This window comes from Hadarchaeum sp. (SeqCode) (genome assembly GCF_038871235.1).
Classification (GTDB): domain Archaea; phylum Hadarchaeota; class Hadarchaeia; order Hadarchaeales; family Hadarchaeaceae; genus Hadarchaeum.
Map to the genome: position 1 here is coordinate 64,038 of NZ_JAVZIN010000005.1, position 23,624 is coordinate 87,661.

At 50.1% G+C, this 23,624-nt stretch carries 24 protein-coding genes and 1 tRNA gene; 11 read left to right on the plus strand and 14 right to left on the minus strand.

The window, feature by feature from the left end:
- Window positions 1-2: 2 nt before the first annotated feature.
- Entirely contained in the window at window positions 3-1,031 is a 1,029-nt protein-coding gene (locus tag QXT02_RS03340) for a histone deacetylase (protein WP_342811927.1), read from the plus strand.
- On the opposite strand, the gene QXT02_RS03345 is transcribed toward QXT02_RS03340, so the two are convergent.
- The 3 genes from QXT02_RS03345 to QXT02_RS03355 all read right to left on the minus strand — a co-directional run bounded on the left by QXT02_RS03345 (window position 1,026) and on the right by QXT02_RS03355 (window position 2,757).
- Complete coding sequence (locus QXT02_RS03345) at window positions 1,026-2,234, minus strand: cysteine desulfurase (protein ID WP_342811928.1); 1,209 nt, start codon at window positions 2,232-2,234, stop codon at window positions 1,026-1,028. The two genes, QXT02_RS03340 and QXT02_RS03345, sit on opposite strands and share 6 nt — an antisense overlap.
- Window positions 2,235-2,325: 91 nt before the next feature.
- Entirely contained in the window at window positions 2,326-2,583 is a 258-nt protein-coding gene (locus QXT02_RS03350) for an elongation factor 1-beta (protein WP_342811929.1), read from the minus strand.
- Between the two features lie 9 nt (window positions 2,584-2,592).
- Entirely contained in the window at window positions 2,593-2,757 is a 165-nt protein-coding gene (locus tag QXT02_RS03355; protein ID WP_342811931.1) for a zinc finger domain-containing protein, read from the minus strand.
- A 235-nt stretch (window positions 2,758-2,992) separates the two neighbouring features.
- On the opposite strand from QXT02_RS03355, the gene QXT02_RS03360 reads away from it, so the two are divergent.
- Together QXT02_RS03360 and QXT02_RS03365 are read left to right on the plus strand one after the other, a co-directional pair.
- Window positions 2,993-3,069, plus strand: a tRNA-Arg gene (locus QXT02_RS03360).
- A 283-nt stretch (window positions 3,070-3,352) separates the two neighbouring features.
- Window positions 3,353-3,553, plus strand: coding sequence for a hypothetical protein (locus tag QXT02_RS03365; RefSeq protein ID WP_342811932.1), 201 nt, complete (start codon window positions 3,353-3,355; stop codon window positions 3,551-3,553).
- 304 nt (window positions 3,554-3,857) lie between these two features.
- Here the strand turns inward: QXT02_RS03365 and QXT02_RS03370 are convergent, their stop codons facing one another.
- A complete protein-coding gene (locus tag QXT02_RS03370) occupies window positions 3,858-4,877 on the minus strand; it encodes a ParB N-terminal domain-containing protein (protein WP_342811933.1) in 1,020 nt (339 codons plus the stop codon).
- Between the two features lie 376 nt (window positions 4,878-5,253).
- Between QXT02_RS03370 and QXT02_RS03375 the strand changes: the two genes are divergently transcribed.
- The 3 genes from QXT02_RS03375 (at window position 5,254) to QXT02_RS03385 (ending at window position 7,958) form a co-directional block, all read left to right on the plus strand.
- Window positions 5,254-6,039, plus strand: a complete 786-nt coding sequence (locus QXT02_RS03375) for an S-methyl-5'-thioadenosine phosphorylase (protein WP_342811934.1) — start codon at window positions 5,254-5,256, stop codon at window positions 6,037-6,039.
- Between the two features lie 15 nt (window positions 6,040-6,054).
- Window positions 6,055-6,579 carry an adenine phosphoribosyltransferase gene (gene apt / locus QXT02_RS03380; RefSeq protein WP_342811981.1) on the plus strand — a complete coding sequence of 175 codons (525 nt, stop codon included), beginning with the start codon at window positions 6,055-6,057 and terminating at the stop codon, window positions 6,577-6,579.
- Between the two features lie 128 nt (window positions 6,580-6,707).
- The gene (locus QXT02_RS03385; protein WP_342811935.1) at window positions 6,708-7,958 is read left to right on the plus strand and encodes an SLC13 family permease; all 1,251 of its coding nucleotides are present in this window, start codon (window positions 6,708-6,710) and stop codon (window positions 7,956-7,958) included.
- A 14-nt stretch (window positions 7,959-7,972) separates the two neighbouring features.
- Here QXT02_RS03385 and pdxS read toward each other — a convergent pair whose 3' ends face one another.
- Both pdxS and gap read right to left on the minus strand, forming a co-directional pair.
- Window positions 7,973-8,854 (minus strand): pyridoxal 5'-phosphate synthase lyase subunit PdxS, encoded by an 882-nt coding sequence (pdxS, locus tag QXT02_RS03390; RefSeq protein WP_342811982.1) that lies wholly within the window; start codon window positions 8,852-8,854, stop codon window positions 7,973-7,975.
- A gap of 57 nt (window positions 8,855-8,911) precedes the next feature.
- A complete protein-coding gene (gap, locus tag QXT02_RS03395) occupies window positions 8,912-9,934 on the minus strand; it encodes a type I glyceraldehyde-3-phosphate dehydrogenase (protein WP_342811937.1) in 1,023 nt (340 codons plus the stop codon).
- 399 nt (window positions 9,935-10,333) lie between these two features.
- Between gap and QXT02_RS03400 the strand changes: the two genes are divergently transcribed.
- From QXT02_RS03400 to QXT02_RS03410, 3 genes are read left to right on the plus strand one after another with little or no spacing between them, the layout of a single operon-like run.
- Window positions 10,334-11,485 carry a C/D box methylation guide ribonucleoprotein complex aNOP56 subunit gene (locus QXT02_RS03400; RefSeq protein ID WP_342811938.1) on the plus strand — a complete coding sequence of 384 codons (1,152 nt, stop codon included), beginning with the start codon at window positions 10,334-10,336 and terminating at the stop codon, window positions 11,483-11,485.
- Entirely contained in the window at window positions 11,482-12,162 is a 681-nt protein-coding gene (locus tag QXT02_RS03405; protein ID WP_342811939.1) for a fibrillarin-like rRNA/tRNA 2'-O-methyltransferase, read from the plus strand. Before QXT02_RS03400 ends, QXT02_RS03405 begins: the two co-directional genes overlap by 4 nt.
- A 9-nt stretch (window positions 12,163-12,171) precedes the next feature.
- A complete protein-coding gene (locus tag QXT02_RS03410; protein ID WP_342811940.1) occupies window positions 12,172-12,801 on the plus strand; it encodes a DUF116 domain-containing protein in 630 nt (209 codons plus the stop codon).
- On the opposite strand, the gene map is transcribed toward QXT02_RS03410, so the two are convergent.
- Entirely contained in the window at window positions 12,788-13,681 is an 894-nt protein-coding gene (gene map / locus QXT02_RS03415) for a type II methionyl aminopeptidase (protein ID WP_342811941.1), read from the minus strand. The two genes, QXT02_RS03410 and map, sit on opposite strands and share 14 nt — an antisense overlap.
- A 55-nt stretch (window positions 13,682-13,736) precedes the next feature.
- Between map and QXT02_RS03420 the strand changes: the two genes are divergently transcribed.
- Entirely contained in the window at window positions 13,737-14,141 is a 405-nt protein-coding gene (locus tag QXT02_RS03420) for a Tfx family DNA-binding protein (RefSeq protein WP_342811943.1), read from the plus strand.
- On the opposite strand, the gene QXT02_RS03425 is transcribed toward QXT02_RS03420, so the two are convergent.
- Window positions 14,131-16,560 (minus strand): DNA-directed DNA polymerase, encoded by a 2,430-nt coding sequence (locus QXT02_RS03425; RefSeq protein WP_342811945.1) that lies wholly within the window; start codon window positions 16,558-16,560, stop codon window positions 14,131-14,133. The genes QXT02_RS03420 and QXT02_RS03425 overlap by 11 nt on opposite strands.
- Window positions 16,561-16,734: 174 nt before the next feature.
- Here QXT02_RS03425 and QXT02_RS03430 point away from each other — a divergent pair, with 174 nt between their 5' ends.
- A complete protein-coding gene (locus tag QXT02_RS03430; protein ID WP_342811946.1) occupies window positions 16,735-17,760 on the plus strand; it encodes an ornithine carbamoyltransferase in 1,026 nt (341 codons plus the stop codon).
- 13 nt (window positions 17,761-17,773) lie between these two features.
- Here QXT02_RS03430 and QXT02_RS03435 read toward each other — a convergent pair whose 3' ends face one another.
- From QXT02_RS03435 to QXT02_RS03460, 6 genes are all read right to left on the minus strand, one after another.
- The gene (locus QXT02_RS03435; protein WP_342811948.1) at window positions 17,774-17,992 is read right to left on the minus strand and encodes a hypothetical protein; all 219 of its coding nucleotides are present in this window, start codon (window positions 17,990-17,992) and stop codon (window positions 17,774-17,776) included.
- Window positions 17,993-17,997: 5 nt separating this feature from the next.
- Window positions 17,998-18,474, minus strand: a complete 477-nt coding sequence (locus tag QXT02_RS03440; protein ID WP_342811949.1) for a (2Fe-2S)-binding protein — start codon at window positions 18,472-18,474, stop codon at window positions 17,998-18,000.
- A gap of 5 nt (window positions 18,475-18,479) precedes the next feature.
- Complete coding sequence (locus QXT02_RS03445; RefSeq protein WP_342811950.1) at window positions 18,480-19,316, minus strand: FAD binding domain-containing protein; 837 nt, start codon at window positions 19,314-19,316, stop codon at window positions 18,480-18,482.
- A 1-nt stretch (window position 19,317) separates the two neighbouring features.
- Entirely contained in the window at window positions 19,318-21,663 is a 2,346-nt protein-coding gene (locus QXT02_RS03450; protein WP_342811951.1) for a xanthine dehydrogenase family protein molybdopterin-binding subunit, read from the minus strand.
- Window positions 21,664-21,816: 153 nt separating this feature from the next.
- A complete protein-coding gene (locus tag QXT02_RS03455; RefSeq protein WP_342811952.1) occupies window positions 21,817-22,689 on the minus strand; it encodes an ABC transporter permease in 873 nt (290 codons plus the stop codon).
- Complete coding sequence (locus tag QXT02_RS03460) at window positions 22,689-23,621, minus strand: ABC transporter ATP-binding protein (RefSeq protein ID WP_342811953.1); 933 nt, start codon at window positions 23,619-23,621, stop codon at window positions 22,689-22,691. Before QXT02_RS03460 ends, QXT02_RS03455 begins: the two co-directional genes overlap by 1 nt.
- Window positions 23,622-23,624: the final 3 nt, after the last annotated feature.

A 23,624-nucleotide genomic window follows, 5' to 3' on the forward strand; every position in this document is an offset into this window, starting at 1 on the left:
CTATGAGAACCGCACTTGTTTATTCGGACAAATACTTAGAACATAACCCTGGGCTGGGTCACCCGGAAAGACCGGAGCGCCTGAAGGCCATTGTCAGCGGCCTCAAGAGGTTCAACCTCTGGAACACACAGGAAATCAAGGTGGTCGAACCCTATCCAGCCAAGCTCGAGGACATTAAGCTGGTCCACGATCCTGAGTACATCTCACTGGTGGAAAAATTGAGCGCGATGGAAAGACCGATTGACGGCGATACCCCGGCTAAAAAAAATACCTTTGAACTGGCGCTGCTCGCAGCTGGTGGCGCCATCACCGCCGGCAATCTTGTGATGTCGGGTGGGGCCAAAAATGCCTTCGCTCTGGTGAGGCCACCAGGCCACCACGCCTGCAGAAGCCACGGAGGTGGTTTCTGCTACTTCAACAACATCGCCATAATGATTGAACGCCTGAAGCTGGACTTCAAGCTGAAAAGAATCTTTGTGCTCGACTTTGACGCCCACCACGGCAACGGAACGCAGGAAATATTCTACGCAGACCCCAGCGTTCTCTATATGTCGCTGCACCAGCACCCGTTGACCCTCTACCCCGGAACTGGTTTTCCCGACGAGATTGGCGAGGGTGAAGGTATAGGGTTGAAGGTCAACGTGCCGATGGAACCCGGCAGCGGAGATATCGAATACTGGGCAGCGATGAAAGAGATCTTCATCCCGCTCTGTGAAAAGTTTAAACCTGATTTCTTCGCCGTCTCGGCCGGGTTTGATGCTCACTTCGATGACCCGCTGACCGGCCTGCACCTGTCCACCAAAGCGTACGGTTGGCTGGCCAGCGCTGTGATTGAGCAGGCGGAAAAATGGTGCGGCGGCAAGGCGGTTTTTCTGCTCGAGGGAGGATATGACCTGGAAGCCCTTGCCAGCGGCGCTGTTTATGTGGTCCGGGCAATGCAGGGTGAAAAGTTCACGCCGCCGGAAGAAAAAACACGCTTAAAGGTAATCGAAGAGGTAAAGAAAGCCCTCGCTGAAAAATGGTCGCTATAAAGTTCCCATCTCTCTAGCTATCTGCCCCACCAACTCAACGAATTTTTCTACCTCAGTCTCCAAGTTGAAATAGTGTACCGAAGCGCGGGCAGTGCCGTTGATCTTAAGGTGTCTGAAAGTGGGCTGGGCACAGTGGTGTCCTGAACGAATGGCAATCTTGGCCAGCTCATCGAGCATGGAGGCCACTTCATGAGGGCCAAGCCCGCTGATGTTGAAACTAACCACTCCACCACGCCGGTTCAAGTTCATAGGACCATAGACTTCCACTTGGCTGTATTTTCCTATCACAAGCATCCGCTCGGTAAGCTTCTTCTCCCTCTCTGCAATTTTATCAATGCCTATATCCATCACATACTCGCAGGCCTTTCCCAGACCGATGATGCCCGGAATGTTCGGCGTCCCGGCGTCGAAGAGCTGGGGTGGATCGACCAACTTTGCGCCGTGCAACTCAACATCTTCCACTATTCCACCCCCTGTTAAAAGGGGTTCAAGCTCGAAAATCTTATCTTCACGGGCATAAAGAAATCCTGTTCCCTGCGGCCCAAGAAGTCCCTTGTGTCCAGGCGCTGCCAAAAAGTCGCAGCCTATCCTACGAACATCAACAGGCATATGTCCTACCGACTGCGCAGCATCAACCAAATAAAGAACCTCATGATCCCGGGCCAGCTTCCCGATCTCCTCAACCGGCTGAATGCTACCGATCGCGTTAGAAACATGGTGGGTGGTTATGAGACGTGTGTTCTTGTCCATCGCCACCTCAAACTCAACGGGGTCAAGCAGACATTCCTTAGAGCTTCCGACCACCTCCAGCCTCACGCCGCGTTCTTTCTCCAACCGTTGCCAGGGTAAAAGATTGCTGTGATGCTCAAACAACGAGGTTATCACCTTGTCGCCTTTTTTCAGATCCAGCCCCCTGGCCACGATATTTATGGCCTCGGTTGTGTTTTTGGTAAAAATTATTTCACTTGGCTTGGCGCCTATGACCCGAGCAACCTTTTCCCGGGCCGCCTCAAACTCCTCAGTAGCTCGCCTAGTTGCCCGATGCAATCCCCGCCCTACATTCGCGCTGAACTCGTGATAATAGCTCAGCATCGCTTCAATTACCGGTTCTGGTGTCGGCGTGGTGGCTGCGTTGTCCAAGTAGATGATCCCCGTGCGCAAAAAAGGTATGTCCGCCCTGACCTCATCAACGCTTTTCGTCAAGGTTTCAACTCCTCTTGGTCACACTCTGGTCTAAATTGTCCCGCCTGTCTTAATCTAACTTTCCTTTTAGGCAATTCATCGGTCGAAAAGCTCAGAGAAGCCTAGTGATGCTGGTGACTTGAACGTTACCCACGCCGGGAATGCTCAAAATCTCATTCTCCAGGGGTTCGGTTCCACCTGCTGCGTCTTCAATGACAGCAACTACCCTCAACGCTGTCAGCCCAAAGGCTATCGGCTCCCTTGAAATCGAGTGAACCTTAACGCGCGCTCGGACACTGGCCTCAAGCTGACTCAAATCCACATCAGCACTGTCAGGCATGACGCGTAGAGTAACGGCAACTTCAGCCATCCGATCACCTCAAGGCCCGGTGAACCCACACTTGGAGCAACGATAGGGATTGCTAAGGCGCCTGCATTTAGCGCAGCGCAGGATCTCGACCTCACCACAGTTGGGGCAGAGGAATTTCACGACGATTTCACCCTGGGGGATGTCCCGATTGCAAGAGGTGCAAACGTTTACCATGGTCTCGCCATATCCGTTGGTTGTAACATCTATAAAAATTGACGCCTTACTCTTAAAGCAATAAAAGGGTTAATCCAAAACTTCCAAATTAGGCATCAAAATATCGGGAGGGTTACACAGCTCTGGTTTTTTCAGCTCCGGTTTTAGATCTGCTTCCAACCCCACCGATTTAAATTAACTTTGTTTAGACTAAGTCACCTTATCAAATTAAAACATTGAGCAACAATTTGATAACGGGCCCGTAGTCTAGCCTGGATAGGACATGAGCCTGCGGAGCTTAGGACTCGGGTTCAAATCCCGACGGGCCCGCCAATCCGACGTTCTTCAAAAGGACTTGCCCAAATTCTCTTGCCCGCACCTTTAAATGTATTAAAAAGAGCTCGAGCCTGTTGTCCTAATCATCTGAAGTTTCCAACGCGCTATGCGGCTCTGATGAATTTCAAGCTAAATTTTTCCAATAATCCGGTTAAACTCTGGCAAAAAATCTTCATCTGCTTTACCCAACTCCGGCTGTTATTTACCGTAAAGTACGCTAATATCGCAACCAAGTTAAATTATATAACGCCAGAAAATGCTCTAGGACCCAGTTGGGTAAATGGTTGTGGTCTCCAAAACAATAGACGGCTTTTTCATCAAAGATACGGTGGAAAAGCCCATTTTGGCAACTTATGGTAACTTGGTAAGTAAAAACATTCTGGGGGTGAGAAGTCGAATTGACGGCAGGATTATGATAATACATGATTACGGAGTTATATGGCTTAAATTCCGCAAACACGATAAAAAGATAAGATCTTAATTATTTTTAATTTTTAGGTTGTAAGTAAGAAAATAAAAATTTTAAATGATCCCTGAATTTTTTCTATATCTTGGACAATGTTATTTTATCTTAATTCTGATTTTTACGAAACAGGCGGAGGATATCGCCTTTGTGAACTTTCGCATGACATGATCTGCATAGTGCAACAAAATCATCAGGGTTTTTTGCAGGGTATTTTTTATGGTGAATTACTAATGGGCCAATCCGACCGCACCTATAACATGTATGTCTCTCCCTTGCAATTATCACTCGCCGAATGTGCGTCCACCACGACATCTTATCACTATTTAAGCTTAGAAGATCGACCATTCCTAATCCTATTTAACTCCGCCTTAAGTGTATCCACTTCTGAAACAAGATTCGAAAACAGATGACGTTTAGCTTGGTCTTCTAAAATAGCTTTTACTTCAGATCGCGGCATACTGCGTAGTACCTCTACCGCTGATGCGATTGTTTCCCAGAGAGGATCGCCCCTATCAGGATATTTGCGATATAGTGTATTTAATGCATCTTCAATGGTGCCCTTCTCAAGTTCTTTTGTAGCGTCTGTATCTTCAAGTATGTCAGGAAGCACCCTAACGTCCCTATGGGTTCTGAATTTCCCTGCTGCCAACCATTCCATGAATTTATCTCGAAATGAGCGATCTACTGTGGCCTTCTGCACGAGATAAGATTTTTTGAAAAATTCATCGAAGTAAGTGAAGCGTTTTATACCAACAGGATCATTTGGATACTTCTTAAGAAATCTCTGGCATTCTTCATATGCAAGCAACGCACGTTTTATAGTACTCTTTGATACTCCAATATACTCTGCTATAATATCGTAAGTAAGCCCCTTATCGCGGTGCATTTTAAAAATATGACTCGCTTTGTTCAGAGCATCCCACTCCTTTTTCCCTGAAACATGCCATACAGCTAACATTATATCCATGCGAATGGGATCAATTTTTTTTGGGATAATCTCACATGGAATCTTATCAAAATAGCTGGCTGGGAAATCATCTATTTCACCATTATCGACTGCCTCCTTCAGTTTTCGCAAGGCGACTACCCGACGATTCCCTTCTTTTATTATGTAATACCCGTCTCCCTCCATAACAAAAGGTGGCTCTATAAGCCCCTTTGCAGCTTGAATAGATTTCATGAGGTCCCTTGTTTCGTTTTCTTTCCATATTTCGTCTTCGAGTTCTTTGTCAGAAAGCGGCCCGGGCAAATGTGAGAACCTAACGTTCGTAGGGTCTAGTTTTAATTTCCATAACGGAATACGCTCTTCCCTAGTTTCGATTTTCTCTCCTGCTACCATCCTTAACGGCATTATGATTCCTCCTTTTAGCTCGAGTTAAGGCTCTGCCACCCACCCTCTGTCGGCGGGCGTTTCATCGCATTTAATAATAGTATCATAGTACTATATAAGGTTTTCGGGTTCTAAAAACAAAAGCTTAATCTCTGGCTAACCGGTTTAAGCTATTCCGTGTGGGTGGAGAAATTTACAATGGCCAACAACACATTTGGTTTTAGCTCATTGCCACAACTACCTAATTTTTCGATTGTCTAGGAACTATATGCACGGGCTGTCTTGTCATCAAAATCCTAACAAACTTAATTAAAAATTATCTTTAAACATTTAGAAATTAACTGGCTCGTTATTTTTATAGGTCGCGATCGAGAAACTAGTAAGTATGAGGGCTGAAATTGGAATTATCGGCGGCACCGGTCTCTACGACCCGAAACTTCTTAAAAATATCGAAGAAATCGAGGTGGAAACCCCCTATGGCTCCCCGTCCGATTCCATAACTCTGGGTGAGCTAAACGGAAGAAAGTTGGCTTTTCTCCCCCGACATGGCAAAAAACATACCATCAGGCCGACCGACATAAATTACCGCGCCAACATTTTCGCGATGAAGCAGCTCGGCGTGACTAGGGTCCTTGCACCATCGGCGGTGGGCTCCCTGAAGGAAGAATACCGGCCCGGGGACATCGTTTTCGTTGACCAGTTCATTGACAGAACCACCCGGCGAGAGGAATCCTTCTATACGGGAAATAAGGTGTGCCACATCTCCGTGGCCGATCCGATGTGCCCTGAACTCAGAAAAACTTTGATAGAAGCGGCAAAAAGAACCGGCATCGAGGCCCATCCTACGGGGACATACGTGTGCATCGAGGGGCCCAGATTCTCCACCAAGGCTGAATCCAGAATGTTCCAGAGTTGGGGCGCTGATGTAATCGGCATGACCTTGGTCCCAGAATGCGTTCTGGCCCGCGAAGCCGAGATATGCTACGCTTCAATAGCCACCGTCACCGACTACGACGTGTGGAAGGAACATCCGGTGAGTACTGAGGAAGTCCTGAAGACGATGAGAAGTAACTTGGAAAAGGTCAAACGATTGATCGCTGAAACCATAGCTATCATACCACAGGAAAGGAGCTGTGAATGTAAAAACGCGCTGAAAAACGCATTTGTTTGAAGAGGTGATTCGTTGCTGGATTTAAAGTCAAAGATTAGGAGAATCCCTGAGTTCAAGGGCGTGGTCTTCTGGGACATCACCCCGTTGCTGAAGGACCGTTTGGCTTTCAGGGAAGCTATCCGGCTCTTGGCCGAGCACTTCAAGGATAAAAAAATAGATGTGGTGGTCTCCAACGAGGCCCGAGGGTTTATAATAGCTGCCCCACTGGCATATGAACTCGGCGCTGGCTTTGTTCCCATCAGAAAAAAGGGAAAGTTGCCTGCCAAGTGCGTGGACTACTGCTACCAAAAAGAATACGAGGCCGACGTGATTGAAATTCACGAGGACGCCATTGAACCAGGCCAGAACGTTCTGCTCGTCGATGACCTCTTAGCGACCGGCGGCACGATGAAGGCCAACATTGAACTCGTCGAAAAGCTCGGTGGCAAGGTCGTTGGCATCGGCTTTCTCATCGAGCTTGGCTACCTCGGTGGAAGAGAAGCCATCGGGAAAAACTACGAGATATTTTCATTGATAAAAATCGATACTCCTGAAGGATAATCTCTCCCGTACGACCATCGCTCAAGCCTCTAATTCTAAATTAACAAACAGGAAGAAGGTTGCTTTAAAATGGGGTTGGGATACTTTAAAAGGGTGTACAACTGATCGACGCAACGCTGAAAATAATCGTGCTGCTGGTCTTCGTGGCGTGCTATGGGCTAGCGATATCACGAAAGGTTAAAATCGTCTACGTCAGCCTTGCCTCCGCAGCCATTCTTCTCCTCATTCTCTTGCCCGCCAACGTGATGACCCCAGAACGGGTGTTGAACTCAATCAGGTGGGATGTCCTTGGTATTTACTGGGGCTTCATGATGGTCTCTATTATCTTCTCAGAAAGCGGGGTTCCAGACCATCTGGCCCGACATGTGCTTGCTCACACAAAAAATGAAGGGAGGGCTCTGCTCGCCCTCTGCGCCATAACCGCCTTTCTCTCAAGCTTTCTGGAAAACGTCGGCGTGGTCCTGATAATGGCCCCCATTGCAATGGAAATTGCTAGGAGGACCAAATCACCTCTTTTCTTATACTTAATCTCAATCGCCATCAGTTCCAACATGGTGACTACGGTTTCGATGATAGCCGACCCTCCGGCGATAATTCTGGCCTCAGAAGCTGGAATGTACTTCATGGATTTCTACTGGTTTCAAGGTAGGCTGGGGCTCGGAGTAATCTCCGCCATCGCCGCCGTAATCGGACTAGTCGCCCTTTATCTCTGCCACTTCAGAAAAATGAAAACAAAAGTCAACATCGAGGAGGAGGAGAAGATCGAGATGAACTATCTGCCGACGGTGGTTTTCATTTTTGGGATAGTTGCCCTCGCCTTAAACTCATATTTGAGGGTTGGTCCTGGAGTCATTGGTCTAATCGTGGGAGTGATTTCTACTATTCTCGGTTTCAAAAACATGTCCAAAATGATAAAGGAATTCGACTGGAACTCGTTCTTCTTCATAATTGGGATTTTCATTGTAATTGGTGCTGTCGATGAAGTTGGAATTCTCGGGGATTTTGCCCAGGGCATAAGTGCTCTCGGCTTTAACATTCCTACGTTGACATTGATTATCTTGGTCTGGCTGTCAGTTGCTCTTTCCTCATTTATAGACAACGTCCCCTACTCCGTGCTCATGCTTCCCGTAGCTAAGAACGCGGCATTAGCACTGGGATCGGGCGGTCTGGCCTACCCATTCATGTACGGAACACTAATCGGCACGGGAATCGGTGGAAACATAACTCCCGTCGGTGCGACGGCTAACGTCTTCGCCTGCGGTTTGCTTGAAAAAAGAGGCTATAGTGTAAAACTTAAGGAGTACCTGAAGATCAGCCTAGCTCCAACAATAGCGGCGGTTCTGGTGGCCCATCTATTGCTCCAGTTGCTCTGGATGTAATCCCATCAAAAAATTCAGATACCTCTAACCTGTAGTCGCTCCTCCGGCCTCAGCATCTTAACATCAATTCCTTTCATCGGTAGTGGCAGGTTCTTGCAGGCTTCCAAGACAACCTCAGGATCGTCATAGTATCTTGTCGCCTCAACTATCGCCTTGGCCATCCTCGGCGGATCGCTTGACTTGAAGATGCCGGAGCCGACAAAGATTCCATCCACACCCATCTGCATGACCAAAGAAGCATCGGCTGGAGTGGCTATTCCCCCGGCGCAGAACCAAACCACTGGAAGTCTCTGAAGTTTCGCGGTTTCCTCAACCAGTTCCACCGGCACCCGATATTCGCGGGCCTTTGCCTCCAGCTCGTCGCGGCTCAACCCGGCCAGCTCCGCTATCTGGCGCTTGGTGGTCTTGATGTGCCTCACGGCCTCGACTATATTCCCTGTGCCGGCCTCGCCCTTGGTCCTGATCATGGCCGCTCCCTCGTTGATCCTCCTCAGAGCCTCCCCCAAATCACGGGAACCGCAAACAAACGGTACCTTGAACTTGCGCTTGTCAACATGGGCCTCCTCGTCCGCCACTGTGAGGACTTCACTCTCATCTATCATATCCACACCCAAGGCCTCAAGAACTTGAGCCTCGGCAAAATGACCGATGCGGCACTTGGCCATGACAGGAATCGTCACCGCATTCATTATGGCCTCAATAATGGCAGGATCGGCCATGCGCGCGACCCCACCCGATGCCCGGATATCCGCCGGAACCGCCTGAAGCGCCATGACGGCCACCGCCCCGGCTTCCTCGGCTATGATGGCCTGCTCCGGGGTCGTGACATCCATGATGACCCCGCCCTTCTGCATCTTGGCGAACCCACGTTTGAGCCGCTCAGAACCGAATACTATCTCCACTGAATCACCAATAGTCAATTATCGCCTAAAGGTAAAAATATAAAGGTTTCGTCAGCGCTCCCTTGAATCTACAAATTTAAACAGGTCCACCAGCCTGCAGGAGTAACCCCACTCGTTGTCGTACCAACCGAAGACCTTGGCAAAATTACTCCGTTCACCCATGACCATAGTGCTTTCGCCATCGATGATACATGAGTGGGGGTTGCCAACGATATCGGCCGAGACTATCGGATCCTCGGTGTACTCCAAGATGCCCCTCAGCTCCCCAGCCGCGGCCTCCTTAAACGCCAGATTTATCTCCTCTACAGTAACTTCCGTTTTCAGTTCAGCGGTCAGGTCCGTTATGGAGCCATCGGCGACTGGTACCCTAAGCGCGATTCCATCCAGTTTTCCGGCCAACTTGGGAATAACTTTTCCTATTGCCGTGGCAGCGCCTGTGGTGGTGGGTATTATCGAAGTCATCGCTGACCTGGCCCGCCGGAGATCCTTGTGGGAGAGGTCCAAAATTCTCTGGTCATTGGTCACCGCGTGGCAGGTCGTCATGAACCCTCTTTCCAGACCAAATTTATCGTCCAAGACCTTTACCATTGGCGCTAGGCAGTTCGTGGTGCAGGAGGCCATTGAAATAAGGTTGTGCTTTTCAGGATCATAGATCTCATGATTGACGCCAAGAACTATCATGACATCGGGTTTTTTTATCGCAGCAGAGATTATCACTTTGCGGGCGCCGGAGTTTAGATGTTTGGCAATTTCTTCTCGGTCTTTGAACTTACCGCTAGATTCCAGCACGTAATCAACACCCAAATCCCCCCAAGGGATGTCGGCAGGCTCCTTATGATGAAGGACCTTTATCTCCTTTCCATCAATGATAATCGAGTTCTCCGTTCCCTCAACTTTCCTCTTTAACACACCAAAAACTGAATCGTACTTCAGCAGGTGGGCATAGGTCTTTGCTGGAGAGGGGCTGTTTATCACCGCCACATCAAACCTTTTCATAAACTCCTCATCAGCCAAGGCAGCTCTCAGAAAGACGCGGCCAATTCTCCCAAAACCATTAATACCAATTTTTTTCATGTTTTTCCTCCAGCATTGAAATTCCCCACCATAATTAAATAAGTTGCTGGAAAATTTGATAATTAAATAAGTTGCTGGAAAATTTGAAATTTTTCCGCGTTAATCTGCGCGATCTTATTTGTTCAAACTCGCATTTGATTCAAGGTGTTATTTTAAAAAATGGAAGCTATTGATCAACAATGGCTTGGACGCCAAAATTTCCACTACTTGATCTACGGCTATACTTAAAGCCTAAAACACGCCCATTAAGTTGACTAATAGACCCAAAGGAGTTCCTTGAATAGATGACTTGAAAAACTTGGCTGAGATGTTGTATACTGCAGTTACAAAGATTTTGATCAGGCCTCGCCTAGATTAAGTAAGTTATTATAGAAGCTCGAGAAATTTTAAGCGAGGCCCATGCCCATACATATTGCCGAAAGCGTACTGGGCGTCATTGCCTTTAACGACGAGGGTAAGATGATATCCTTCAGAAAATTCCCTCGCGACCCGGTGGTGGTTGCTGGAAAAATTGCCAGCGTTCAGATGGGTACACCCACCGATGAACATCGCGAGCTAATTGCCGAGCTGGTGGGAAAAGGCCATCGCGAGTTCACCCTCGAGTCCCAGCCGCTCGTCAACAGGTTTAAGGAAGAATTCAAGAGAGCCAAGTTTGAAGTATTAATACCAAACGTGGCCGGCTCAATTCTGCGGGACAAGCTTCAAGACATCGCGGAGGATCTGGGGTTTGAAAAAGTCGATGAGTTTACCCGGGAGGTGAACTTCATCCTCACGCGCCACAAGCTCCGAACTGAAGCTGCCCAGAGAGATAGCCTGATCATCCAGTCAATTGGGCTTCTTGACGACATCGACAGATTCACCAACATACTTATCGTCAGGGTTAGAGAGTGGTACTCCATCCATTTCCCTGAGCTTGATCGCCTGGTCCCAGATCACGAAGTCTTCCTCCAGCTGATTACCAAAATCGGCTTGCGGGATGATTTTACCAAGGAAGCTGTCGCCAGCGCGTCCGGGCTTTCGGAGGAGGAATCTGAAAAAATAGCCCAAGCCGCTGCGGAATCTCTCGGCGCACGGTTTGACGAAATAGACTTAAAATCGCTGAAGAATGCCTGCAAGGAGATATTCGAACTCTATGAGTTGAGGAAAGAGATATCTGAGTACATTGACGGCTTGATGGCACAGATTGCTCCCAACTTGCGCGCGGTAGTCGGCAGCGCCATTGGAGCCCGCTTGATAGCCATCGCTGGAGGTCTTCAGGAGCTTTCCCGTATGCCGGCTAGCACCATCCAAATTTTAGGAGCCGAAAAAGCGCTTTTCCGGGCCCTGAAAAGGAAGGGTAGCCCTCCGAAACACGGCGTGATCTTCCAATATCCTGAGGTTCGCGGGGCGCCAAAAAAGCTAAGGGGCAAGATTGCGCGCGCGCTTGCTGGAAAGGTAGCCATCGCCGCGAGGGTCGATGCAATGTCCGGCGAGTTCGTTGGCGACAGACTGGAAGCTGAACTTAAAGCGAGAATCGCCGAAATCAAAAGAAAGGTAAGGAAAAAGCCATGAAAGCTGTCGAACACGAACGCTTCAAATCAGTTTATTGGATCGAACTCGATGACGGCACCCGCAAGCTGGCCACGATAAATCTCGATCGCGGGGCTCAGGTCTACGGCGAAAAGTTAATCGAGCTGGATGGGGTCGAATACCGGCTCTGGGATCCCTACCGGAGCAAGCTCGCTGCTGCCATCATTAGAAATATAAAGGTCAATCCGATAACCAATGGAAAAAATGTCCTCTATCTTGGGGCGGCAAGCGGAACTACCTCTTCGCATGTCTCAGACATCGTGGGGGAAGAAGGATGCGTTTACTGCGTGGAGGTCTCCTCCCGCCCGATAAGGGATTTGCTCCGCGTCTGCGCTAAAAGGAAAAACATGCTACCCATACTGGCCGATGCCCGTTTGCCCCATTGTTACTGCTCACTGGTTAAGAAGGTGGATGTCATCTATCAGGACATAGCACAACCGGATCAGACTGAAATTCTGCTGGCCAACGCGAAAATTTTCCTACCTAAAGGCGGCTATGCGATGCTATCATTGAAGGCCAGAAGTATCGACGTGACCAAAGAGCCACGCGAGATATTCAGAAATGAAATGGAAAAGCTGGAGAAGGAAATGGAAATCATCGACGTGAAGGTTCTCGATCCCTACGAGAAGGACCATGCAATGTTCGTCCTGAGGAGATGAGGTAAAACCATGCCCTATAGATTTAGCTTCGACCTGTCGCGGGTGCCGCATGCTTTTTTCAATGCCTTGGTCGAGATGGCTTACCAGAAGAATATGCACAAGAAAATTGCATGGACTGTCAGACGCTTGACCGAAAAGCTCAATATTCAAGAAATTGGCGGTCTGAACATGGCGGATGTTTCAACCTTGATAGAAGACCTAGTTGATATTCATTTACACAACATCATGGAAAGAGAAAGATTTCAAAAAAGCAAACGAAGGGCACTCTTCTTGCCTCACTGTGCCAGAAAATATATGGACGGTAGATGCCAAGCAAGCTTCGACCCGGACGTGCCCTCCTACTACTGCCACAGCTGTTCCCCAGACTGTTTGGTAAACCAAGCAGTGGCGCTTGGTCGAGACTGTGGTTACGACATCTACATCTTACCAGGTGGGACCTGTCTACCCATGATACTAGAAAGAAACCCCTATGATGGCGTGGTAGGCGTCGCCTGCAGCCAAGAGATCAAACAAGCGGAAGCATACCTTAAAAGCAGAAGTCTGCCGGCTCAAGCGGTATATCTGATCAAGAATGGCTGTGCCAACACCAAGTTCAACCTCAGGTGTTTAGAGGAAATATTACGACTCAACGTGTCGTGACTTCACAGCCTGACTCGGTAACTATCACCGTGTGCTCTGCCTGTGCTACCTTACCATTGGCCCGCTCCGCCAAGACATAGTAAGGCCAGAAGGCTCCGATCCCAACCAGCTCCCTAAGGGTCAGCTCAAGGCGAAGTTTCGACATACGTTTAGCCAACCACCTCTCGGCGAAGGGCAAACCATTATAGTCACGCTTCACATCGCGCAGAAGTTCCCGCGACATCCTCAACCGGGTCGGAACGTCACGCAGATATCTGAAGATATAGAGACTCTTTCTATCCTCAACAAATCCGGCCCCATCGGTGATGAACGGCTCGATGGCCAAGACATCGCCCGCCTTCAAAATCATTCCAGTAGTTTCCTTGACGTTGGGTATCGTGAGCCCCGAGTGAAGGTCCCATCTGGCCAAGCTGTGTCCGGTCAGATTGCGAATGGGCTTGAAACCGGCTGCCGTTGCCGTTTCCTCAACCACCTTACCGATCTCCCCGACATCAATTCCGGGCTTCACCGCTGCAATCGCGGCTTCGAGCGCTTTTTCTACTACCTGAACCATCTCGGCCTTCTCTCCTGTAGCCACCGTGAAAGCCGTGTCTGCTATATAACCATCCACATGGGCTCCGATGTCAACTTTGACCATGTCTCCCGACTTAATCACGGTTTCATCATCGGCAGGTGGACTGTAGTGGGCCGCCACCTCGTTGACCGAAACATTGCAGGGAAAGGCCGGCTTGGCCCCCCGCTCAGTGATGAGTCCCTCGGCCGTCTCAGCTATCTCAAGCAGGCTGACCCCGGGTTTGACCATCGGCCGCAGCTGTTCGCGAACCTCGGCCAGCAACTTTCCTGCTTTCCGGTACTTTTCCAACTCCTCTGGATCCAACACGACATCACCAGACGAAAGTTGTTTAATGCACGGGAGCAATTAAAACTTGGGGTACATGGAGGATACCTTTCTGACCGAGTCCCAGTTAAGAGTTCTCGAGCTCAGAATGAGGGGACTTACCCAGGCCGAAATAGCCCGTCGGCTCAACACTTCCCGGGCCAACGTCAGTATTCTCGAGCGCAGGGCTAGGGAGAACATTGCCCGCGCAGAAAGAACCTTGAAACTATTTGAGAGACTAAAGGCTCCGGTGACCATCACCGTGAAACCGGGGGAAGACATCCTCCAAGTGCCGAAAAAAATTTTTGATGCCGCCGATGCCGCCAAGATCCGGGTGAAGCAGGGAACCGCCGAGATCATTGCCAGAATAAAGGAAGAGGCCGGGGATAGAATTCACGGCCGTTCCATAACTAAAAACTTTGAGATTGCCCTGACCTCAAACGGCGAAATCCTCATCTCATGAACCTGTCAAGACCAACCTGCTTCTCTTTCTCAAACTTCAAATCCTCCTCGCTGTAACCGAGAACCTCCATAATCCTCATCACCGCTGGGAGTACCTGATGTCCGACGTAATAATCCGGATCGTACTCCTTGCCCTCAAAATCCTCCACTGGAACCGCACGGTCGCTTATACTTCCCGGACCCTTAACCTCAATGTAGGCTATCATCATGCCCGGCTCAATCTCATGACCCAGCTGTCTGAGGCGCTTTGCCGCCACCACATGTGGCCCTATCGCCTTGTAGCTCTCGATGGGCATCTTCAACTGAGTGTAGATGATCAAATCTTCGAGGTTAACCCGCCCTTCATAGACGTCTCGGGTGGTCTTTCTGATGATCTCCGCGGCCTTCTTGGGTGACCCATCGCGCAGGATTGCCCTCAGCACTTCCTCCTGTGTTTTCTTGGCTATCGCCGCCCAGTCCCTGCGAACGAACTCCAAACCCTTGACGACCATGCGGCCCTCATCATCGATCATGGCATATCGCTTCTTGGTGATGAAAATGCCGCGCGGATAAAATCCCTCCAGCTCCAGTTCCATAATCCCGGGAAGGCTCTCGTTGACCTTCTTGAGAAAAAGCATCGCTTCCTCCCGCCTCTTGCCGTTTAGCTTGCAGTGCAGACTGTCGGTGTCACCGTAAATCACCTCAAGGCCAAACTCTCTTGCCATTTCAATTGTCCGGTGAATATAATGTCTGCCGAAGCTGGTCACGCTCTCCGCACACTGCTTGGAATACCACCTAGCTCGCGGATATCCCAGCATACCGTAGAATGAGTTCGCGACTATCTTCATCGCCCACTGCCGCGCATCCAAGGCCCGATACTCCTTGGTCTCACGGCCGATTTTTTTGAGTTCGGCTTTCAGCTTGGTTCTCTCTTCAATAATGCGTTGAAGGATTGTCGGGATAAAGCCCCTTCTCCGCTTGCAGAAGTAATAACTCAATCCCGGCACCTGCTCCCTTTCGCCCGGCTTGCAATCCTGACAGTTCAGCGTGGATGGGTCGATGTTATGGGTGACAATTATCGAGGGATACAAGGATCTGAAATCGAAAACCACCAAATCCTCGTGGAGTCCCTTAACCGGCTCCATCACATAAGCGCCGGTAAATGTCTCCTCCACCCTTTCCTCAAATTCCTCACCAACGGGCCGCGGTGGCACCAGCTCACCAATCCGGTGCGCCTCAGCCACCAGCAACCACTCCACCAGCTGCCCCGGAGTCATCCTCTGAACGTCAAAAAGCGTCTGCCCCACAACGCGGGTCAGCCCGAGAAAAAGAGGCAGCAGCTCCAAACCAACCTCCAGCGTGGCATCGGCATCCGACATGGAGTATTCCAGAAACCTGAGCCCGGCATCGCCCCCTTTCTCCCAAGCGTTGGTCATCTCGGAAAACTCAAAATCCGGCTTCTCCTTGCCGGTAAAGTGACGGTAAACGTCGGTCAGTGAATAATGAATTAATCTTATCGAGCCAATGGTGGCTAGGAAATCAACCATGGCAAACACGTCGACATGAACGCGACCCCGGATCTTTGACACGGTCGCAAATCTGCGTTTGCGCACCACCAGCTCAGAACCATCGCGGCCCCAATCCAGCTTCACCTTCAATTGCTTGGCCCGGCTTCGAATGTAGGGCAAATCAAACAGGTCAGTATTGTATCCCAGCAAGATATCGGCGTCCCGCTCCTTCACCAACTCGACAAACCTTTTTATCATCTCCCGCTCGCTGTCGACCACCTCGACATACTCCGGTTTTCTATCGAAATTTTTCCAAGTGATGACCTTTCTCAGACCGCGGTTATCCGCTAAGCTGATCATTATTATTGGGTCCTTGTCTGGTCTAACGCTACCGGTGGGATTGTAGACCTCGATATCAAAACTCATTATGTTCAGCTTGGGCTCATCCACTGGAACCGGTTTCGGGACTCCCTCCATGACCACCGTCTTGACTCCGTTCTTCACCTCAACTCTGCCGCTGAACTCGACGCCCGACATCGGAGTTAGACCGCGGTCGATCAGGTAACGCCTAACTGAGGGGATATCAAACTCATAGATTTCCTTAACCCCAGGTAACTCACGAATCTTGTGCCTCAACTTCGCAGCATCACGCGGCTGGTGAAATGAGACCTTTATCGTATCAACCTCATTGCCCAGCAGGGTTCGCCTGACAATCTCAACACTTTTCGGCTTTATCAGCGCACCATCTTCATCCAGCTCGATCTTTTCGATGAGCTTGCAGGTCTTGGCGGGGTTATCTGCAACCACATAAAAATATTCCTCAAACCGGCTGTCAACCGCCATTACCGTCTCCGATCCTACCTTTACAAAAAGCTTTACGCTAGGTTTGTCCTCTTCCTCTGCAAAATCAACGTCCAGCAGCAGGCCCCTCATCGACACCAAAGAAATTTTGAGCATCTGGGATAAAGACCTTTCAGGCGGATAACCTTTCCACGATTCCGCCATCATACCAAACGGGGTCAAAATAAGCTGGGATAAAGCCTTAAATTATGAAACAAACTGTTATTCTCGGTGATTTGAGTGCCAATTCCAAAATATGTTGGCTCCATGAAGGGAAAAGATTTTATCAACACGCAGGATTTCACACAGGCGGAGATCAAAAAGATTCTTGATGCTGCGGATGACCTGAAGAAAAAATTCAGAAAAAGAACCCCGACAAATTATCTTCCCGGCAGAACTCTCTTCATGATCTTCTACAACCGATCGCTCCGCACGCGCAACTCATTCGAGGCGGGAATCTATCAGCTCGGGGGGCACGCACATTTCCTCAGCCCCCAAGACCTCTACACGCCGACCCTGCCCGAGGACATGGTTCCTTACGCCACTGAGGCCATATCTGACGTGGCCCGGGTTCTGAGCCGATACGGCGACGCTATCGCCATTAGGATTTACGGGGACGCTGCTAAGTGGACCATCGGGCGCGGTCATCGGGTAATTCAGGAGTTCGCCAAGTGGGCAGATATCCCGGTCCTAAACATGGAGGACGACATGCACCATCCATTCCAGGCTCTGGCCGACATGCAGGCGGCGCGGGCAGTCGAACCGAAACTGGAGGGCAAAAAGTTCGTCGTTTCCTACGCCTACTCTGGAGGCCTGAAACCGCTCGCCGTCCCCCAGAACGAGGTTCTCATAACCACACAGATGGGGATGGATGTGGTACTGGCCCATCCAAAGGGATTTGAGCTCGAGGACAGCATCATCAAGGCCTGCAAAGAAAACGTGGAAAAGTATGGCGGTAGCTTCGAAATCTGTTATGACATGGAGGAAGCCTTTGAGGGGGCTGACTTTGTCTATCCCAAGGCCTGGTCACCAAAACAGTTTGTACCGCCCTACAACAATACCGTTGACAAGGAGGGAGCCTCGGCCTATCAGGCAAAATTCAAGAACTGGATAACCACCATGGAACTGCTGGACAAGACAAACAAAGCCTACTACATGCACTGCGGCCCAGCCGATCGGGGGCAGGAAGTCACCGACGAAGTCCTTGACACTTACAAACGCTCTCTCTACTTCGAGGAAGCTGAAAACAGGTTGCACGTACAAAAAGCCGTAATGTCAATGGTAATGCCGTAAATTAAAATTCTACCTATAACTCTCCGCCACCGATCAATGGGAAAAAGGAGATGCCCTCCTTGGCCTTGGAGAGCTTCTCCTTAACCTTTTCAATATCCGAGGCATCGACATAAACTCCATCGATGATGACGGACTGACCCTCAAAGAATCTCCGCTTTATAAGCTCTAGAGCTTCCTCTATCGTCAGCTCCTGAATTAGGTGTCCTCCTTCGAAAACCTTAACTTTGACCATGTTTCCTACGCTTGCGACATCTCAAGAGAAGCTGCCTTTATCGCCTTAATGATGTTGATGTAGCCGGTGCATCTGCAGAGGTGTCCCTTCAGTGCCTCCTTTATCTCCTCATCGGTGGGGTGGGGATTCTCATCAAGCAAGGCCTTTGTCATTATTATTATTCCAGGAATACAGAACCCACATTGGATGGCACCGTGCTTTACAAAAGCCTCTTGGATCGGATGCAGCTTTCCATTTGTCACCAGACCCTCAATGGTGGTAATCTCAGCACCGTCGACGGTCACCGCCAAGGTCAAGCAGGAAAGCCTCGGCTCGTTGTTAACTAAAACCGTGCAGGCACCACAATCTCCCGTCCCGCACCCGTACTTGGTCCCACACAGCCCCAGCTTATTCCTCAGCACATTAAGGAGAAGTTCATTCGGCTTCACGTTCAGTTCACAATCTCTTCCGTTGACCTTAATCTTAATTTTCCTCTCTTCCACACCAATCACCTCGCCCTTTGCCAAGCTTCTTGTACCACTTTCTGAAACAGATACTTCGCAATTTCTCTGAGATACCACTCTTCAGGATCTATTCCGGCCACCGCTGCTTCGCAGGCCGCATTCACGGCGTTGTCGTCAAAACTCCTCCCTTCAAGCAAGCTTTCCGCCTCTTTCACTCGTCTGGGCTTTTCAATATCACCGCCCATTGCTATCCTGCAGTACCTGCACTTTTCCCCTTGGCGACCAATGACCACAGCGAACTTTATCTTCCTCTTTATCTCACCGTATGCGGCGCCGCATCTCCCATCTAGCGCTGGCAGATGGATCTCGGTGAGCAGCTCATCAGGAGCCAGTGAAGTCTTGCGATCGCCGACAAACAGCTCTTCAAGGGGTACTATTCTGGAACCTCTCTTGCTAACGACTTTTACTCGTGCCTCAAGCGCCAACAGCGGTGGTGCGGCACTCGCAGTCGAAGCCGCATTGCAGATGTTTCCGCCTATTGTGCCCATTCTTCTGATCTCAAGCTGTATGCTCTCAAAGGCCTCGCGCAGTATTTGATAATCCTTGAGCTCAGGCGCTCTCATCATGTCAAAAAACGAAACGTTGGCTCCAACGACCAAATCAGATCCAACCTTCGCTATCGAACGCAACTCCGGTATCTTGCCAATATAGATCAAATGCTTTGGACTGATCTTTTCGAGTTTCATGTCAACGATCAGGTTGGTTCCTCCGGCCAGTATCTTGGCGTCCTTTCCATATCTGGCAAGAAGATCCACAGCTTCAGCAACTGTCTTAGGCTCATGGTATTCGAACTCATTAAACAATATCCTCGTGTTCACCATCTTAATTCCCCTCCTTTTCCTTCAAGGCCTTTAAAACCTTTTCCGGCGTTATCGGCATCTCCCTGATCCAGACCCCGATTGCGTTGTAGATCGCGTTGGCAATCACGGCAGGAACTGGATTTATCGCGGCCTCTCCGATCCCCTTGGCTCCAAACGGTCCCGTATCCTCATAGGTGTTGGCGAAAAATACTTGAATATCATCAGGATTGGGCATGTCCTCGGCCTTCAAAATGTTGTAGCCTGCGAAGAATCCTTTATTAGTCAGTTCTCCGGTCTTCCTGTTGTACTTGGTATCCTCACAGAGAACGTAGCTGAGGCCACGGTAAAAGCTCCCATGTATCTGCGCCACCGCATAGATAGGATCGATGACCGTCCCGCAGTCGGCTCCTATGACGGCCCTCACCGGTTTCACCTCTCCCGTTCTCTTGTTGACCTCGACCTCGACAAAGTAGACGGTGTAGGCCGGAGGACACTGCCCCTGTCTGAGGCTGTCAACCGCGGCGATTGTCCCCCAGTTCTTATTTCTGGCGGTTGCGGCCACCTCTTTGACGGTTATCTCCTTCCCAGAAATTCCTTCGGCGTAGATTATTCCCTGCTTGAGCTTTTCATCGGGCCTGATCTTTAGCGCATGGGGATAAACTCCCAAAATCCTCGACGCGTATTCCAGCAGTTTCTGCCTCACCTGTTCGGCGACCTTCTTTAAAGTTCCACCGCCGGCGTACACTCCTCTAGTGGCGTGCAGACAGACATCATAAACAGAGTTACAAGTGTCTGTGGGTGCCAGTTCCACGCAATCAAGTGGCACCCCAAGCGTCTCAGCCACTATTTTCAGGCCGGCTTCAAGCGCGCCGCCACCCATGTCCTGAAGCGAGGCAATAACATCTACCGTTCCGTCTTCATTTACCTTGATCATTGCGCCGGAAAAGTCGACCGCCTCGCCGGGCAGCGGTCCTCCGGCACTTGAGGTGTGGAAACCGCGCGCCATGCCAATGCCCCTGACGATGTCCCCCTTCTTGTCCTGAGGTCTGCCACGGCTTTTCCACCCGATCATCTCGGCTCCTTTTTTGATCAGCTCTTCAACTCCGCAGCTCCTTATTACCGATCTCACCGTTGGTCCCTGTCCCCAGAAGACATCGCCAAGTCCAACGTAGTTCTTAAGCTCAACCTCAATGGGGTCGAGGCCCAGTTTCTCCGCAACTTCGTTCATCATGGTCTGGGCGATGAAGTTCACCTGCGGATTTCCAAAGCCTTGCATCGCACAGGCCGGGGCTTTGTTGGTGTAAACGGCTTTACCAGTAAACTTCAGGTTTGGCATCTTATAGAGAGAAACCAGCCATCCGGCGGTGCAACCCAAAAGCGGGTAGGCCTGGATGTTATGGGCCCCGATATCAACGATGACCTCCATCTCTCCGGCAACGAGCTTACCGTCCTTCTTGGCACCTAACTTATACTTCAGAATCATAGGATATCGGCAGTGGTCGTACATGTCCTCCTCGCGGGTAGTGCACATTTTAACCGGCTTCCTTGCCTTCAGAGCTAGAGCAACCGTAATAGGGAGTACCGAATTCATCTGAATGCTGGAGCCGAAAGACCCACCCAACGATATCTTCTTAACGTTGACCTTGTTCAAGGGTATGCCAAAGATCTCGCCGATGAGTATCCGGCAGTTGTGGATGCTCTGCGTTGTTGTCCAGATGGTCACTCCACCGTTTGGCTCCGGAACAACGACAGCTGACTTGGTTTCTAGCTGGGCGTGATAAACCCTGCTGGTCCTTGCCGTGCCCTCAATGACAATGTCCGCCTCCTGGAAACCCTTTTCAACGTCACCCTCAGATATTTCCACCTTGGCAGCGATGTTGTTCTTTATCTCCACGACCTTGTCCTGAATAATTATCGAGTCATGGAGACTTGGTTTTCCCGGTTTCATAGCCGCTATCGGATCGAAAACCGGTTCCAGTGGTTCATACTCTACCTCAATCAATCGAAGCGCCTTTTCGGCTTTTTCCTCCGTCTCTGCAGCGACGGCCGCGATTGCCTCGCCCACGTGCAGGGGTTTATTGGTAAGAACAGTTCTGTCCTTAAACGTCGCTGAGGGAACGCTGACGATACGTTCGTTGTACTTAATCTTAGGAACGTCATCAAAAGTGATGCAGATTGCCCCCATAGCTTCAGCCTTGCTGGTGTCGATGCGTTTGATTCTAGCATGTGGATAGCGACTTCTCAAAATTCTGCCATAAAGCATTCCCGGCACAACCACATCACAGGTAAATTTCTCCTGCCCCGTGGCCTTTGGAATCGCGTCCTTCCTGATAGACGGTTTACCTACTGTATAATATTGGGCTGCCAAATTTTCACCCTTTACGTTTTTTCCATTACTTCCCGTTTCAAACGCATAGTTTTCTCTTAAAAACTTTTTTGGTAACTCCTCTAAGGCAACAATTTTAAATTAAATCCATGGGCAACCGATCACGGCGGCGGGTGCGCTATTCAAATTGAGTAACTAGATGGCCCTGATCTCCTGCCTCATGAATTTCACATAGGAGATGGCGAAGATGATGAATGTAACCGCCACCAAGGCAGTTATATGCGACCAGACCAGCAGCAGGCTTTGGTCCAACGGGAGCGGGTTGGCGACCATCCCATATAACTTCTCTATCGAAACCGGGCCCAGAATTCTAACCGTTGGACTGAGCATCACATAAGCGGCCTCAAGGAAGATGTAGTTCGGTGAGAAGTACAGCAGCGTCAGGTTTTTCAGGGGTGATGCAATCATGTACATGAAAAAGCTAAAGAAAAGCCAGACAGCAACCGAAGCCAGAGCCGAAGTCCCCTCCCGCCTGAAAATCACCGAAAACAGAAGACCTAAGGCGACCCAGATGGAGAGGTAAACGACGCTAATAAGGAGAAAGACCAATATCCTGCCTATCTCCTCAAGGGTCGGCAGAGTGCTCCAGGCTCGGATGGCAAATCCAACTTCGATAAAGATCACACCGACCAAGGTGATGGCGATAGTGGCCACGCCAGCGAGAAACTTGGCGTTGATCAAGGAGTCCCTGTGCACGGGCTGGGAAAGAACGTTGCCCAAGGTGCCGCTGGAGATCTCCCGGTTGATCGTGTCAAAGGTGAAGATGAAACCCAGCAGCGGGGCAATGTAAATGACCACCCACAGAAATGAGGGCAACCCCTGCGCCCCAATGACAAAGAGCTGAAGAAACACGTTTTCGCCCAGGGTCCTCTGCAGCCCTAAGTTTTGTACCGCACCATAGGTCATGAAAATTCCCAGCGCATAGATGATGAAAAACAGCAGCCAGAATCTCTTACTGCCCAGATTATCGGCCAGCTCTTTGATGAAGATCTCGCGCGTCCCTACCATTAGCTCTCCCCCAGGTAACCCAGGTAAATCTCCTCCAAGGACCTCTCCCGCGCCCGCAGGCTGATGGGAACCGCCTTGTTGTGTAGAAAGACCTCCATTATGGCTTGCCTGATATCCTTCTCCGATCTAACCGTGATAACCTTGCCTGACCTATCGACGCCCCTTACACCGTGCAGGGAGGATAGGTCATGGATAAGCTTTGAAGTGATATTCTCCGCTTCAATGTCGATCACCCAGTCCTCTTTAGTCTTGGTCCTCAATTCCTCGATGGTACCGATGGCAACCATCTTGCCTCTGAGCATGATGCCGATGCGGTCGCAGATGTGCTGCACATCCGCGAGCATGTGGGAGAGCAGGAGCACCGTTGTCCCCTCCTCCTTGCTGATGCGCTTCATCAGATCCAGCAGCTCGTTCTTGCCCTCAGGGTCAAGTCCCTGAGTCGGCTCATCGAAAATGGCCACCTTCGGCTTTTTCACCAGCACGCCAGCAATTCCAACCCTCTGCCTCATCCCACGCGAAAGTTTTCCCACTTTAACGTCGGCGTAATCGGTTGCCCCAACACTGGCTAAAGCTTCCTTGATGCGCTTGCGCGCTTCCTCCTCAGGGATCTGGTTCAGCTTGGTGATGTACCTCAGATTCTGCTCCGGCGTCAGGTCCTCATAAAGACCCATTCTCTCGGCCAGATAGCCGGTGATGCTCTTGACCTTCAGCGGCTCCCTGAACGGATCGTGACCAAAAACACTGCAGGTTCCGGCTGACGGCTCGGTGAGGCCCAGCAGCATTAAAACGGTTGTGGTCTTGCCGGCTCCATTCGGGCCCAACATCCCAAAGAGCTCGCCCGGCCTTATCGAGAGGTTCAAATGGTCGACTGCGATAAAGTCGTTGTACTTCTTGGTCAGGTCGTGGGTCTCTATGGCCAAACTCTGGTCCATATG

Excerpts from the sequence above, each read along its gene's own strand:
- QXT02_RS03340 (WP_342811927.1), top strand. The coding sequence starts at position 3 with ATGAGAACCGCACTTGTTTATTCGGACAAATACTTAGAACATAACCCT.
- QXT02_RS03350 (WP_342811929.1), bottom strand. The coding sequence starts at position 2,583 with ATGGCTGAAGTTGCCGTTACTCTACGCGTCATGCCTGACAGTGCTGAT.
- QXT02_RS03355 (WP_342811931.1), bottom strand. The coding sequence starts at position 2,757 with ATGGTAAACGTTTGCACCTCTTGCAATCGGGACATCCCCCAGGGTGAA.
- QXT02_RS03365 (WP_342811932.1), top strand. The coding sequence starts at position 3,353 with ATGGTTGTGGTCTCCAAAACAATAGACGGCTTTTTCATCAAAGATACG.
- QXT02_RS03370 (WP_342811933.1), bottom strand. The coding sequence starts at position 4,877 with ATGGTAGCAGGAGAGAAAATCGAAACTAGGGAAGAGCGTATTCCGTTA.
- QXT02_RS03375 (WP_342811934.1), top strand. The coding sequence starts at position 5,254 with ATGAGGGCTGAAATTGGAATTATCGGCGGCACCGGTCTCTACGACCCG.
- gap (WP_342811937.1), bottom strand. The coding sequence starts at position 9,934 with ATGAAAAAAATTGGTATTAATGGTTTTGGGAGAATTGGCCGCGTCTTT.
- QXT02_RS03400 (WP_342811938.1), top strand. The coding sequence starts at position 10,334 with ATGCCCATACATATTGCCGAAAGCGTACTGGGCGTCATTGCCTTTAAC.
- QXT02_RS03405 (WP_342811939.1), top strand. The coding sequence starts at position 11,482 with ATGAAAGCTGTCGAACACGAACGCTTCAAATCAGTTTATTGGATCGAA.
- QXT02_RS03410 (WP_342811940.1), top strand. The coding sequence starts at position 12,172 with ATGCCCTATAGATTTAGCTTCGACCTGTCGCGGGTGCCGCATGCTTTT.
- QXT02_RS03420 (WP_342811943.1), top strand. The coding sequence starts at position 13,737 with ATGGAGGATACCTTTCTGACCGAGTCCCAGTTAAGAGTTCTCGAGCTC.
- QXT02_RS03425 (WP_342811945.1), bottom strand. The coding sequence starts at position 16,560 with ATGAGGGGCCTGCTGCTGGACGTTGATTTTGCAGAGGAAGAGGACAAA.
- QXT02_RS03430 (WP_342811946.1), top strand. The coding sequence starts at position 16,735 with ATGAAGGGAAAAGATTTTATCAACACGCAGGATTTCACACAGGCGGAG.
- QXT02_RS03435 (WP_342811948.1), bottom strand. The coding sequence starts at position 17,992 with ATGGTCAAAGTTAAGGTTTTCGAAGGAGGACACCTAATTCAGGAGCTG.
- QXT02_RS03445 (WP_342811950.1), bottom strand. The coding sequence starts at position 19,316 with ATGGTGAACACGAGGATATTGTTTAATGAGTTCGAATACCATGAGCCT.
- QXT02_RS03455 (WP_342811952.1), bottom strand. The coding sequence starts at position 22,689 with ATGGTAGGGACGCGCGAGATCTTCATCAAAGAGCTGGCCGATAATCTG.
- QXT02_RS03460 (WP_342811953.1), bottom strand. The coding sequence starts at position 23,621 with ATGGACCAGAGTTTGGCCATAGAGACCCACGACCTGACCAAGAAGTAC.